The sequence below is a fragment of the Glutamicibacter sp. NPDC087344 genome (genome assembly GCF_044744225.1).
Taxonomy (GTDB): domain Bacteria; phylum Actinomycetota; class Actinomycetes; order Actinomycetales; family Micrococcaceae; genus Glutamicibacter.
In genome coordinates this window covers 81549-93667 of sequence record NZ_JBIUXY010000012.1, presented here as the reverse complement: position 1 = coordinate 93667, position 12119 = coordinate 81549, and the positions used below count along the sequence as shown (strand labels likewise).

At 64.4% G+C, this 12119-nt stretch carries 10 protein-coding genes; 8 read left to right on the top strand and 2 right to left on the bottom strand.

Annotation, left to right across the window (positions count from 1 at the left end; genetic code table 11):
- Nucleotides 1–12: 12 nt before the first annotated feature.
- Nucleotides 13–1263, bottom strand: a complete 1251-nt coding sequence (locus ACIOWL_RS18450; protein WP_400388510.1) for an ROK family protein — start codon at nt 1261–1263, stop codon at nt 13–15.
- A gap of 144 nt (nt 1264–1407) precedes the next feature.
- On the opposite strand from ACIOWL_RS18450, the gene xylA reads away from it, so the two are divergent.
- The 3 genes from xylA to ACIOWL_RS18435 are packed head-to-tail and all read left to right on the top strand — an operon-like array spanning nt 1408 to nt 5360.
- Nucleotides 1408–2595 carry a xylose isomerase gene (gene xylA / locus ACIOWL_RS18445; RefSeq protein ID WP_400388507.1) on the top strand — a complete coding sequence of 396 codons (1188 nt, stop codon included), beginning with the start codon at nt 1408–1410 and terminating at the stop codon, nt 2593–2595.
- 51 nt (nt 2596–2646) lie between these two features.
- Nucleotides 2647–4074, top strand: coding sequence for a xylulokinase (gene xylB, locus ACIOWL_RS18440; protein WP_400388504.1), 1428 nt, complete (start codon nt 2647–2649; stop codon nt 4072–4074).
- Nucleotides 4059–5360, top strand: coding sequence for a D-arabinono-1,4-lactone oxidase (locus tag ACIOWL_RS18435; protein ID WP_400388501.1), 1302 nt, complete (start codon nt 4059–4061; stop codon nt 5358–5360). Before xylB ends, ACIOWL_RS18435 begins: the two co-directional genes overlap by 16 nt.
- A gap of 19 nt (nt 5361–5379) precedes the next feature.
- On the opposite strand, the gene ACIOWL_RS18430 is transcribed toward ACIOWL_RS18435, so the two are convergent.
- Nucleotides 5380–5994 carry a TetR family transcriptional regulator gene (locus tag ACIOWL_RS18430; protein ID WP_400388498.1) on the bottom strand — a complete coding sequence of 205 codons (615 nt, stop codon included), beginning with the start codon at nt 5992–5994 and terminating at the stop codon, nt 5380–5382.
- 165 nt (nt 5995–6159) lie between these two features.
- Here ACIOWL_RS18430 and ACIOWL_RS18425 point away from each other — a divergent pair, with 165 nt between their 5' ends.
- The 5 genes from ACIOWL_RS18425 (at nt 6160) to ACIOWL_RS18405 (ending at nt 12053) form a co-directional block, all read left to right on the top strand.
- Nucleotides 6160–7203, top strand: a complete 1044-nt coding sequence (locus tag ACIOWL_RS18425) for a hypothetical protein (RefSeq protein ID WP_400388496.1) — start codon at nt 6160–6162, stop codon at nt 7201–7203.
- Between the two features lie 72 nt (nt 7204–7275).
- The gene (locus ACIOWL_RS18420; protein WP_400388495.1) at nt 7276–8073 is read left to right on the top strand and encodes a MerR family transcriptional regulator; all 798 of its coding nucleotides are present in this window, start codon (nt 7276–7278) and stop codon (nt 8071–8073) included.
- A gap of 925 nt (nt 8074–8998) precedes the next feature.
- Nucleotides 8999–9976, top strand: coding sequence for a Bug family tripartite tricarboxylate transporter substrate binding protein (locus ACIOWL_RS18415; RefSeq protein WP_400388492.1), 978 nt, complete (start codon nt 8999–9001; stop codon nt 9974–9976).
- A complete protein-coding gene (locus tag ACIOWL_RS18410; protein ID WP_400388489.1) occupies nt 9973–10494 on the top strand; it encodes a tripartite tricarboxylate transporter TctB family protein in 522 nt (173 codons plus the stop codon). The genes ACIOWL_RS18415 and ACIOWL_RS18410 overlap by 4 nt, the downstream gene beginning before the upstream one ends.
- The gene (locus ACIOWL_RS18405; RefSeq protein ID WP_400388486.1) at nt 10494–12053 is read left to right on the top strand and encodes a tripartite tricarboxylate transporter permease; all 1560 of its coding nucleotides are present in this window, start codon (nt 10494–10496) and stop codon (nt 12051–12053) included. The genes ACIOWL_RS18410 and ACIOWL_RS18405 overlap by 1 nt, the downstream gene beginning before the upstream one ends.
- Nucleotides 12054–12119 lie beyond the last annotated feature (66 nt).

The following is a 12119-nucleotide window of genomic DNA, read 5'->3' as shown; positions in this document are numbered from 1 at the left end:
ATTCCCCGCGCTCTATGCCGGCAGCTGATGCGGCGCTTCAAGCAGCGACCGGACCATGGCGTGGGCTGAACCGGTCAGCGCGCCGCTGCGTCCCAAATCAGAAAGCCGGATGGCGTCTTCCGCGAGAAGCGCCGGTGCATAGGTGTTCAGCGCGGCATTCAGCTCCGGCAGGAGCCACTGCCCGAGCACCGCGAAGTGGCCGCCGAGCACCACCTTGGGCAGGTCCATCAGGCGGATGGTGGAAACGATTGCCATGGCCAGTGCCTGCGCGGCCTGCGCCACCGCTTGCCGGGCTTGGGCATCGGAGCGTTCCAGCGCGCTTTTCAGCGATTCCAGGCACTGGGCGCGCGAGCTGGCCGGCTGCGCCCCGCCGGGTTCCCGTCCAAGGATGCGTGCGGCTCGGAAGATGGCGTCCTGTCCGGCCACGGTTTCCAAGCACCCCCGCGCACCGCAGCTGCAGGGCAACCCGTCGGGCTGCACCGGCACATGCCCCAGTTCACCGGCGTGCCCGTGCGGCCCCGCATACAGTTCCCCATTGATCACCAGTCCCCCGCCGATTCCGACTTCTCCGGAGACAAAAAGGAAACTCTCCGCATCATTGATTTCCAGCCGTTGCTGGGCCAGGGCTGACGCGTTGGCTTCATTAAACAGGCTGATGCCCAACGGCAGGGCGGGACCCAGCCGCTCCAGGTCCAGGATCACCGCATCCCACCCGAGGTTGGGAGCCTGCAACACGGTCCGTCCGTCGGCCGCGACCAAACCCGGCACGGCCAATGCGCCGCCAAGCACATCCAGCCCCTGGGCCGCGGCGTGCTGGCGCGCCTGGGCGACCAGTTCCGCCAAGGCATCCAGTACCGCCGAGGGGCTGCGCTGGGAACGCTGTCGGGCGCGATGGCATTCGAACAGCAATCCCCCGGTGAGATCCACCAAGCCGGCGGCCACATAATCGACGTTGATTTCCATGCCCAGCATGCACCGCGAGGCATCCAGGCTCAGCCCGGTGCCGGGCCGTCCCCGTTCGCCGTCATGATGCAGTCCCACCTCGCAGACCAGACCCCGTGCCAGAAGGTCGGCCACCAGGCTGGAAACCGAAGCCTTGGTCAGTTTGGTGGCCGTCGCCAGCTGGGCGCGGGTGGGGTACTCCCCCGCCGGGGCCGCGGCAATGGCCAACAGGACCCGTGCAAGATTTCCGCGGCGAACATCCCCAATACTGCTCGGTGAACCGGTGTCCTCACCAAGCAAAGCCGAAGTGTTGCTGCGCATCTTTTCCCCTCATCACCGGATCGGTACCACCCGGCCAAATATTTTCTACCCGTGTCCATTGACTCTAACTCATCGCCAATCATATAGTTTAGACAATAAACTAATAGGCGACGAGCGCCACCAGCTACCCCAGAGGATGTCCCCATGAGCATTGAACCAACCCGTGCCGACCGTTTCTCCTTCGGCCTCTGGACCGTCGGCTGGACCGGAGCGGACCCCTTTGGCGTCGCAACCCGCAAGGCCTTGGACCCCATCGAAGCGGTGAACCGGCTCTCGGACCTCGGCGCCTACGGCATTACCTTCCACGACAACGACCTGATCCCTTTCGACGCCACCGCCGGCGAGCGCACCCAAATCCTGGACTCGTTCCGCGCGGCCCTGGAACAGACCGGGCTGAAGGTCCCCATGGTGACCACCAACCTCTTCAGCCATCCGGTCTTCAAGGATGGCGGCTTCACCTCCAATGACCGCTCCATCCGCCGTTTCGCGCTCTCCAAGGTCCTGCACAATATCGATCTGGCCGCCGAGCTGGGGGCTGAAACCTTTGTGATGTGGGGCGGGCGCGAAGGCAGCGAATACGACGGGTCCAAGGACCTGGCCGCGGCGCTGGAGCGGATGAAGGAAGGGGTGGATACCGCCGCCGGGTACATCAAGGAGAAGGGATACTCGCTGCGGATCGCGTTGGAGCCGAAACCGAATGAGCCGCGCGGTGATATCTTCCTGCCCACCGTGGGTCACGGGCTGGCATTTATCAACGAGCTTGAGCACGGGGACATCGTGGGCCTGAATCCGGAGACCGGCCACGAACAGATGGCCGGGCTGAACTTCACTCACGGCATCGCCCAGGCGCTGTGGGCCGGCAAGCTGTTCCACATCGACCTCAATGGCCAGCGCGGCATCAAATACGACCAGGACCTTGTTTTTGGGCACGGGGATTTGACCAGTGCCTTTTTCACCGTGGACCTGCTGGAGAACGGATTCCCCAATGGCGGGCCGCGGTACGAGGGCCCGCGTCATTTCGACTACAAACCATCACGCACCGAAGGCTACGACGGGGTGTGGGAATCGGCGCGAGCCAACATGTCCATGTACCTGCTGCTCAAGGAACGCGCCGCCGCCTTCCGCGCCGATCCCCAGGTCCGTCAAGCCCTGGAGGCCGCCGGGGTATTCGAGCTGGGTCAGCCGACGCTGGCCGCCGGGGAAAGCGCGGCGGACCTGCTGGACGATGCGTCGGCCTTCGCCGGCTTCGACGCCCACGCGGCGGCCGAGCGCAACTTCGGTTTTGTCCGGCTCAACCAGCTGGCCATCGAGCACCTGCTCGGCGCCCGCTAACCCGCACCTCCCCCTGGCCTGCGCCTGAAACCCTGGCAGAAAGCGAAGCACATGTCCCTTGTGGCCGGCATCGACAGTTCAACCCAGTCCTGCAAGGTGGTGATCCGCGACGCCGCCACCGGAGCCCTGGTCCGGGAGGGGCGCGCGGTGCACCCGGAGGGAACCGAGGTGGATCCCGAGCACTGGTGGCAGGCACTGCGCGCCGCGTGCGAGCAGGCAGGCGGCCTGCAGGATGTCGCCGCCCTCTCGGTGGGCGGGCAGCAGCATGGCCTGGTGGTTTTGGATGAGACCGGGGCGGTGATCCGCCCGGCCCTGCTCTGGAACGACACCCGCAGCGCCGCCGCCGCGCAGGAGCTGATTGAGCAGGCCGGCGGCGGGGAGCCGCACGCGGGGGCCCGGTATTGGGCGCAGCGCACCGGCACCGTGCCGGTGGCCTCCATTACCTTGAGCAAACTGCGCTGGCTGGTGCGGCATGAACCGCTGCAGGCTGCGCGGATTGCCGCGGTGTGCTTGCCTCACGACTGGCTCTCGTGGCGGCTGGCCGGCTACGGCCCGGGCAGCGGCGCCGCGGGGTTGGCGGCGTTGCGCACCGACCGTTCGGATGCCTCCGGCACCGGGTACTACCGCACCGCCGCCGGCGAGTACGACCTGCAGGCACTGGAGCAGTGCCTGGGCCGGGTTCCGGTGCTGCCGCAGGTGGCCGGGCCGCTGGAAGTGATCGGCCAAACCGGTGACGGGACGCTGATTGGCCCGGGCGCCGGGGATAATGCCGCGGCGGCCCTGGGGGTGGGTGCCCGCGTGGGCGATGTGGTGATGTCCCTTGGTACCTCCGGGACGCTGTGCGCGGTCAGCGCCACCCCCACCGCGGATGCCTCCGGGGTGGTGGCCGGGTTCGCCGACGCCACCGGGAATTACCTGCCGCTGGTATGCACGCTGAACGCCACCCGGATTTTTGATGCGACCGCGGCGCTGCTGGGGGTAACCCATCAGGAGTTCAGCGCGTTGGCCCTGCAGGCTCCGGCCGGAGCCGAAGGGTTGAGCCTGATCCCGTATTTCCAGGGCGAACGCACCCCCAACCTGCCTGAGGCCACCGGGTCGCTGCATGGGATCACCCAGGGAAATTACACCCCCGCCAATATGGCTCGGGCCGCGGTGGAGGCGGTGATCTGCTCGTTGGCCGATGGCTTGGAGGCCCTGCGCTCCCAGGGGGTGCGCACCGGGCGGATCCTGCTGGTGGGCGGCGGCGCGCAGTCGGCGGCGGTCCAACAGGTCGCGGCGCAGCTGCTGGATTTGCCCGTGGTCCTTCCCGAACCGCAGGAGTACGTGGCGCAGGGTGCGGCCCTGCAGGCCGCCGGGGTGCTGGCCGGTTCCTTCCCCCGCTGGGCGCAGGCGCATCAGCAGCTGCCGGAACTTCCCCGCACCCCACAGGTGCTCGAGCGCTACCGCCAGCTGGTTTCCAGCCAGTGGCTGAACGGCTGATGGGAATGCAGGAGCACCTGCCGGTGCAACGGCCGGCGGGCCGCAATTGGGCGGGGAATCTGCGGTATCAGGCGCCGCAGGTGAACCTGCCGCAAAACCTCACCCAGCTTCAGCAGCTGGTCGCGCGGTCCGCTCAGGTGCGTGTCTTGGGTTCGCGGCATTCGTTTAATGAGATTGCCGATACCCCGCACACACTGATCAGCCTGGATCACCTGCCCCATGAGCTGCGGGTGGACCGCGAGACCCTGAGCGTGAGGGTCAACGGTGCCCTGCGGTACGGGACGCTGGCCCAGGCGCTGCAGGCCCAGGGCTACGCCCTGCACAATTTGGCCTCGCTGCCGCACATTTCGGTGGCCGGGGCCGTGGCGACCGGAACCCACGGGTCCGGTGATCGCCAGGGAAATCTGGCCACCGCGGTGCGCGCGCTGAGTCTGGTGCTCGCCGACGGCTCGTTGAAGACCGTACGCCGCGGCGATGCGCAGTTCCCCGGCATGGTGGTGAATCTCGGCGCGCTGGGGGTGGTTAGCCACCTTGAACTTCAGCTGCAGCCCGACTTCGCGGTACGCCAGCAGGTCGTCGAGGACCTTGAATGGGAGGCGGTCTTGGCGGATTTCACCGCGGTGACCTCCAGCGCCTACAGCGTGAGCCTGTTTACCGATTGGCGCGGGACCCGCATTGGCCAGGGGTGGTTCAAGCACCGGGTTGCCGGCCCTGGGGGCTCCGTGCAGCCCGAGCTTTTTGGCGGGCGGCTGGCCACGCTCCCGCGTCATCCGCTGCCGGGCATCGACGGGAGAATCTGCACCACCCAGCTGAACCAGCCAGGACCGTGGTCGCGTCGACTGGCGCACTTCCGGATGGATTTCACCCCGAGCGCCGGGGCCGAGCTGCAAAGTGAATACCTGGTGCCGCGCGAGCATGCCGTGGCGGCTTTGGGCGCCCTACGCGAGCTGACCGCGCTGATTTCCCCGCTGTTGCTGGTCTCCGAAATCCGCACCGTCGCCGCCGATGAGTTGTGGCTCAGCGGGAGCTATCAGCGCGAGTCCGTGGCGGTGCATTTCACCTGGCGCCCGGACCAGCCGGCGGTCATGGCGCTCCTTCCGGTGATCGAGGCGGCCCTGGCTCCCTACAACGCCCGGCCGCACTGGGGCAAACTTTTCACCGTCCAGGGCCAGCAGCTGCGCGAGCTGTACCCGCGGGCGGGCGACTTCTTGGACCTCGCCGCGCAGCTTGACCCTGCGGGCAAGTTTTCCAATCAGTTCCTCAAGCGCACCCTGCAGGGCCGATGATTTCGCACCGGCCGGGTTCCTAGGCGGCCGGGGAAGGGCTCCCGCCGTCAAGGTACCCCTGGATGGCGGGAGACACCAGCTCGACGATTCGCTCCAGGCTTGCCTCGCTCAGCACCGGGGCATGCAGGAAATGGCGGGCTATGGCGATCCCCAACAGATGGCTGCCGGTGACCAGCAATCGCAGCTGCGGGTCTTCACCGGGAATTTTGCGGGCGGCGGGTTCCAGCAGGGTTGCCACCAAAAAGCCGCGCAGTTTCTCCAGCGCGAGCTGGTTGGTGAAGCTGGAAACCACCATGGCGCGCAGCGGCGCGGATATTTCCGGGTCTTCCCACAGGCTGAGGTAGGTGCGGGTCAGCCGCTCCCCCATGCCTGCCAGGTCCCCCTCGATGGCCCGCAGCAGCTGATGCCCAAAACCCTCCGGCACTTGCATGGCGGTGGCGAACAGGTTGTCCTTGTCCCCGAAATAATGCCGGATCAAGGTTGTATCGGTACCGGCCTGCGCGGCGATGGCCCGAATGGTCGCCCCCTTGTAGCCGCGCTCGGTAAACAGCGCGCGCGCCGCGGTGAGGATGTCCTGCCGGCTGGAACTGGATCCCGGGCGCCGCCCGGTCCTGGCCTGCTCCTGAGAAGCCAACGGATCATTCCCCCTTGCCACCATCGCTGTGGTGAGCCCTAGACGCTGTGAGATGCCTTCCATCCTACCGTGAAAGCTGACTTCCACAAGTGTGGAATTCTACACTTGTGGACATCGGCTGGGCTGTGTGATTCCCGGCGTTACCACTTCGTCGGAAGGCATCCAATGAGCTCCGCACCCACCGTCCGCACCCGCTGGCCGCTAGCCGTCGCCCTCGGGGCGCTTGGCGCCCTGATTGTCGGGCTGGTAGTCCTCGGTTTCCTCTGGCCATCCAAAACCAGCACCGTCCACAACCTCCCGGTGAGCCTCAGCGGCCCCGCCGCCACCACCCAGGTACTCGAACAGGCCCTGGAACAGCAGGCGCCGGGCACCTTCAACTTCATCGAAGCCACCGACCGGCAAGATGCGGTCGCCCAGATCGAGCAGCGCGAAAGCTACGGGGCCATCGTGCTGCCTGCCGAGATGACCGGCGCGCCGGAGGTGCTCACCGCCCCGGCCGCCAGCAGTGTCGCCACCCAGCTCTTGAACCAGGCGGCAACCCAGCTTCAGGCCCAGCTCAACCAGGCCGCCGCGGCAGCCGGCGCGACCGCCCCCACCGTGAGCATCACCCCCGTGGTCCCGCTCTCGGACGGCGATCCGGCCGGGACCGGGCTTGCCGCGGCCTCCTTCCCGCTCACCATGGGCGGCATGATCGGCGGCGTTCTGATCTCCCTGCTGGTCATCGGGCCGGTACGCCGCTTGGCGGCCCTGGCCGGGTTCGCCCTGACCGTCAGCGTGGTGCTCACGCTGATCATGCACACCTGGTTCGACTACCTGCAGGCAAGTTTTGGCCTCAACATGCTGGTCATGGGACTCTCCACGCTTGCCACCTCGGCATTTGTGGTGGGCTGCAGTTCCCTGCTGGGCCGGTCAGGGATCGCCGTCGGCGCAATCATCACCATGTTCGTGGGCAACCCGCTGGCCTCCGCCGCGGCCCCGTGGCAGTTCATGCCAGAACCATGGGGCGCCATTGGCCAGTTTTTTGTTCCCGGCGCCGCGGCGACACTGACCCGCAGCGTCAACTACTTCCCGGACGCGAACACCACCGTGCAGTGGGCCGTCCTGGCTGGCTGGGTTGCCCTGGGAGCAGTCCTGACCCTGGTTGGCCACTTCCGCTCACAGGTCACCACCCATGCCGCCGAACGCGCCGGCGAGCTGGCGGCAGCCTGATCGCCACTGGCCCGATGGGCATTTCTCACGCAGACTTGACCCTGACACGATGTCAGGGCGGAAGGTAGAGGCATGTTATCCATCGGGCAGTTCGCGCAGATCGCTCAGGTGACCCACCGGATGCTTCGGCATTGGGACACCGCCGGGCTGCTGGTTCCCGCCCATGTGGATGGCGTCAGCGGCTACCGCTCCTACGACCCCAGCCAGCTAAATCACGTGCACCGCATCATGGCCCTGCGCCAGCTGGGTTTCGGGTTGCGCGAGATTGCGCAGTTCCTGGCCAAACCCGCGGACCAGGCTCAACTGACCGCACTGCTGCAGGCCCGCCAGGCGGAGGTCGCCGCTGATCATGAACTAGCCACGGCTCGTCTTGCCGATGTCCGCAGGCGACTGGACCTGATTGAGAAGGAGCATCACATGAGTGAGATTGAAATTGTGAACAAACCCCTGCCGGCACTGAGGCTCGCGGCGCAAACAACGGTGGTTTCATCCCAGCCGGAGGTGGCGCTGGTGATCGGAGGGATGTTCGACGCCGTCGCCCAAGCGCTGGGTGGAAACGAACCGGGCATGCCCATCGCCCAATACCGCGCCCTGGAGAACGGGCTGGAGGTGACCGCCGGATTTGAATACGACGGGGAAAGCTCCGAGGAATTCAGCATCATCGAGCTTCCGGCAAGCCCGCAGGCGGTCTGCGGTGTGCACCTGGGCTCCATGGACACCATCCATGAAAGCTGGCAGGCGGTGCACCAGGAAATCTTCGGCCGCGGAGCCACCGCCCACGGTCCGTGCCGCGAGGTGTATGTGCGCTCGCAGTCCGCGGATCAGCACGATTGGGTGACCGAACTGCAGCAGCCCATCGGTCCGGCGTAACTCGCCGGCCCACGCACCGGCTAACTTGCCGGCACCTGTTCAGGTTCCGGGCTGGGGTGCGGTTTCCCAGCCCGGCTTTCCGGCAGGAGCAACACCGCGCCAGCAGCATCGTCACGGCAGCCGGCCCCATGATTCCCGCTCATCCGCAAACCCGCACGCGGGCCCGAAACCACCATGCCCCGCTGTGCCTGCCGGCGGAATCCGCCTCGCATTGAGCCCCCGGATCCCATCCAAGACCGGCAAAAAGCCAACAGCACTCAGGCGCCGACGCTGTCGCCGTCACGGCACCCCTCGCGCTCCGGCCGAATATTCACCTGCGGCCACGACTTATCTTGAGACGCATCTCCCACCCCTGGCGAGCACACGGCATCGAATAACTCCTCCGAGCCTCGTTCAGGCAAGACCCTTCCACGCGCAACGGGGCGCGGAGCACGCGCGAAAAACCCCGCGAATCCCCGAGCACCCGCATCCGCCGTGAAACTCGACAGTGCCATCGGGCCACCCCGGTTTCCCGAACACCCCTCGACGGACCTTTTCACCTAACGTCGCCTGCTTCACGTGCGGCTGTTCTATCCGCGACCACCAATGACCCAGATGATTCCGCCCCGGCCACACCCGGTGATAAGGCCTAGAAACTGGGCGCTCCCGACCATTAACATCAACAATCCGCTCGACAAACAGGACCACCCTCTGGCCGGTCCGTGCGTAAAACCTGCAGCAAATCCCGCGCAACCACAAGACCTCTGCATCCAAACACACTCCTCAATGAGGTATTTATCTAATTAAAAAAACTATGAGACCCCGCCAGTTTCCCACTTACCACCGATGAACCCTATTGATTTCGGTATTTTATTGTGACATAGTACCAAGGATGGTGCAGATCACATGTGCATCACACAACTGAGACACCGAAGGATCATCACTCATGAAATGGACAAAACGAGGGGCCTTGCTCGGCATTGCTCTCGTCGTTGCCCTTCCCATTGCCATATCTGACGCAATCTCCAGTGAAGGCACAGGTGGGCCACGCGCATCACTGACCTTGTTGGTACCAGGATCCGCCGGTGGCGGGTACGACTCCCTGGCACGCGAATCGCAACAAGCACTGCGAACCAACGGCATTTCCGGAAACATTCAAGTTGTCAACGTGCCGGGAGCCTCCGGCACCGTTGGCCTTGAACAACTCATTGAAATGGGAGACCGGGACAACGCCGCGCTGATCGTCGGTTCGGCCATGGTCGGCGGCATTGAAATCACCGGTTCAGAATCAACACTCGATGACGTCACCCCGCTGCTTTCGATGACCACCGACTACCCCGTTTTCGTTTTGCCCGCCAATTCTCCCTACGAGTCAATTGACGACTTCGTTAACGCGTGGAAAGAAAACCCCGCCGGGTTCCCTATCGGCGGCGGAGCTCTTGGCAACATCGACCACCTGGCGGCGCTGCAATTCGCCAAAACCGTTGGAATCGACCCTAAAGAGGTCAACTACATCGCCTATTCGGGAGGCGGCGAGGTGCTGGGGGCCATGCTTTCGGACACCGTTAAAGCCGGAGTCTCCGGTTTTGCGGAGGTTGCCGATCAGCTGGAGGCCGGAACGGTTAAGCCCTTGGCCGTAGCCTCCGAGGCGGACGGACCCGACTTCGGCATGCCGACGTTCAGCGAGCTCGGCTACGACATCGTGGTGCCGAACTGGCGTGGACTGGTTGCACCACCCGGAATAACTGATGAACAACGCGATGAATTGATCTCCATGTTCCAAGAAATGCGGCAGGCAGAAGAATGGGACCTGGCGGTGGAACGCCAGCAATGGGCCGAGGATGTCCGCGAAGGAGAAGAGTTCAGGAACTTCATCGATGAAGATGTCGCACGAACTCGCGACCTGCTGAAGGACACCCTATGAGTGAGAATCAAATCCGCGACGAGGCCCAAGAGCCGTCCTCCGCGGTATCCGACAAACGTCCGGTCGGCGCGCTCATCGTCAGTGCAGTGCTGCTGGTCTTCGGGGTATTCGCCCTGCAGCAAGCCGCCAGCATGAAAATTATTGGCGACAGCATGCCGGGACCCGACTTTTTCCCTTATGTCATCGGAGTACTGCTGCTGTTGACCGCTGTATTGCTGTCGCTTCAATGGTTCCGTAGCAGCGCCGAGGATCATCCCCAGGAATCCAGGACCACGATGGACTGGATTTCGCTGGGTGGGGCGGTTGCCTCGTTCGTCGGCTTCATCCTCCTACTTGAACCACTGGGCTGGCTCATCTGCGCCAGTGCCCTGTTCTGGTTCATGTCCTTTAGCCTCGGCGGCAAAAAACACCTGAGCAATGCCGCCATCGCAGTGCTCTTCGCCGCTATTACTCAAATCATCTTCTCCATGGGCCTGGGAATCAACTTACCCGCTGGAATACTCGGAGGTCTTAGCTGATGGAACAGCTCGTTAACCTGATCGGAGGATTCGCCGGGGCGTTGACCCCGATGAACCTGCTGTTGCTTTTTATCGGCGCGCTGCTGGGCACCGCAGTTGGAGTGCTGCCGGGCCTCGGTTCATCCATGGCGGTAGCGCTGTTGCTGCCGGTGACGTTTTCCATGGACCCTACCGGTGCGCTGATCATGTTCGCCGGGGTGTACTACGGCGGATTGTTCGGAGATTCAATTTCCGGAATCCTGCTGAACACACCGGGAAGCGCCACCGCGATTGCAGGTTCTTTCGAGGGCCACCGCATGGCACTTGACGGTCGAGCCGCCAAGGCCTTGGCCACCAGCGCTTTGGGCGCTTTCACCGGTGGTTTGCTGGCAACTACGGTAGTGGTTTTCACTTCTCCCTACATCGTTAAGCTCGCCTCCATGTTCGGCCCGGCCGAATACTTTGCGTTGGCTATTTTTGCCTTCGTCGCCATTTCATGGGTTGTTGCAGAATCTTTCCTCAAGGGCATCGCTTCACTGGCCATCGGCCTGCTCATCGCGTTGATCGGGGTGGACAGTGTCAGCGGCACCGTCAGGATGACCATGGATGTGCCGCATCTCTTTGACGGGATCGACATCATCGTGGTGACAGTTGGCCTGCTCGCGCTGGGAGAGGTCTTCTACCGCGCTTCGCGCCGCCGGACCGTCAACGGTCGAAACTCCATCATTGCCTCGGGGCGCCCTTGGCTGAACCGCAAGGAAATCCGTCAGGCCCTGCCCGCTTGGCTACGCGGCACCGCCATGGGATTGCCCTTCGGTGCCATCCCTGCCGGTGGCGCCGAAGTTCCCTCATTCTTGGCGTATTCAACGGAGAAAAAACTGGCCGAGCGACGCAAGGATGCATTTTTCGGCACCCGCGGTGCCATCCAAGGTGTCGCAGGTCCAGAAGCGGCGGGCAACGCCACCGCGGGTAGCGCCATGGGTGCGTTGCTGGCCATTGGCTTGCCGACCTCTGCGACGGCCGCGATCATGCTGGCGGCGTTCCGCCAGTACGGCATGCAGCCCGGCCCGCTGTTGTTCGACCGCAGCGCAGATCTGGTCTGGACCCTGTTCGCCAGCCTCTTCCTGGGGTTGTTTGTGCTGCTCGCGCTGAACTTGCCGTTTGCGCCGCTGTGGGCCAAGCTGCTGAAAATTCCAACACACCTGCTTTATGCGGGTATTGCCGTGCTCGCAGCCGTCGGCGTTTATGCCATCGGAGGGTCGGTCGTAGATTTGTTGCTGCTGCTGGGATTAGGCCTGCTGGGCTTGATGATGCGGCGATTCGACCTCCCGCTGGCACCGGTGCTGATTGGTGTCATACTCGGCCCGATGGCCGAGACCGAGCTGCGGCGTTCGGTGAGTGTGGCCGAAGGCAACCTGCTGTTTTTTGTCTCCAGCCCCGTCACCATCATCTTGTACAGTGTGCTGATCATCGGAGCGCTGGTGTTAGCCGGTATTCGGCTTCGCAACCGCACCGTGCTCAAGCGGGAAATAAAAACAGTTTCTACCGCTGCGGCTGCTGAGGACGAGGTGTCCCGGTAAACCCCAAACCAAAAAATGTGCCGCCGTCCCCGTTCAGGGGCGGCGGCACATTTTTCTCTGCGCACA

Excerpts from the sequence above, each read along its gene's own strand:
- ACIOWL_RS18450 (WP_400388510.1), bottom strand. The coding sequence starts at position 1,263 with ATGCGCAGCAACACTTCGGCTTTGCTTGGTGAGGACACCGGTTCACCG.
- xylA (WP_400388507.1), top strand. The coding sequence starts at position 1,408 with ATGAGCATTGAACCAACCCGTGCCGACCGTTTCTCCTTCGGCCTCTGG.
- xylB (WP_400388504.1), top strand. The coding sequence starts at position 2,647 with ATGTCCCTTGTGGCCGGCATCGACAGTTCAACCCAGTCCTGCAAGGTG.
- ACIOWL_RS18425 (WP_400388496.1), top strand. The coding sequence starts at position 6,160 with ATGAGCTCCGCACCCACCGTCCGCACCCGCTGGCCGCTAGCCGTCGCC.
- ACIOWL_RS18420 (WP_400388495.1), top strand. The coding sequence starts at position 7,276 with ATGTTATCCATCGGGCAGTTCGCGCAGATCGCTCAGGTGACCCACCGG.
- ACIOWL_RS18415 (WP_400388492.1), top strand. The coding sequence starts at position 8,999 with ATGAAATGGACAAAACGAGGGGCCTTGCTCGGCATTGCTCTCGTCGTT.
- ACIOWL_RS18410 (WP_400388489.1), top strand. The coding sequence starts at position 9,973 with ATGAGTGAGAATCAAATCCGCGACGAGGCCCAAGAGCCGTCCTCCGCG.
- ACIOWL_RS18405 (WP_400388486.1), top strand. The coding sequence starts at position 10,494 with ATGGAACAGCTCGTTAACCTGATCGGAGGATTCGCCGGGGCGTTGACC.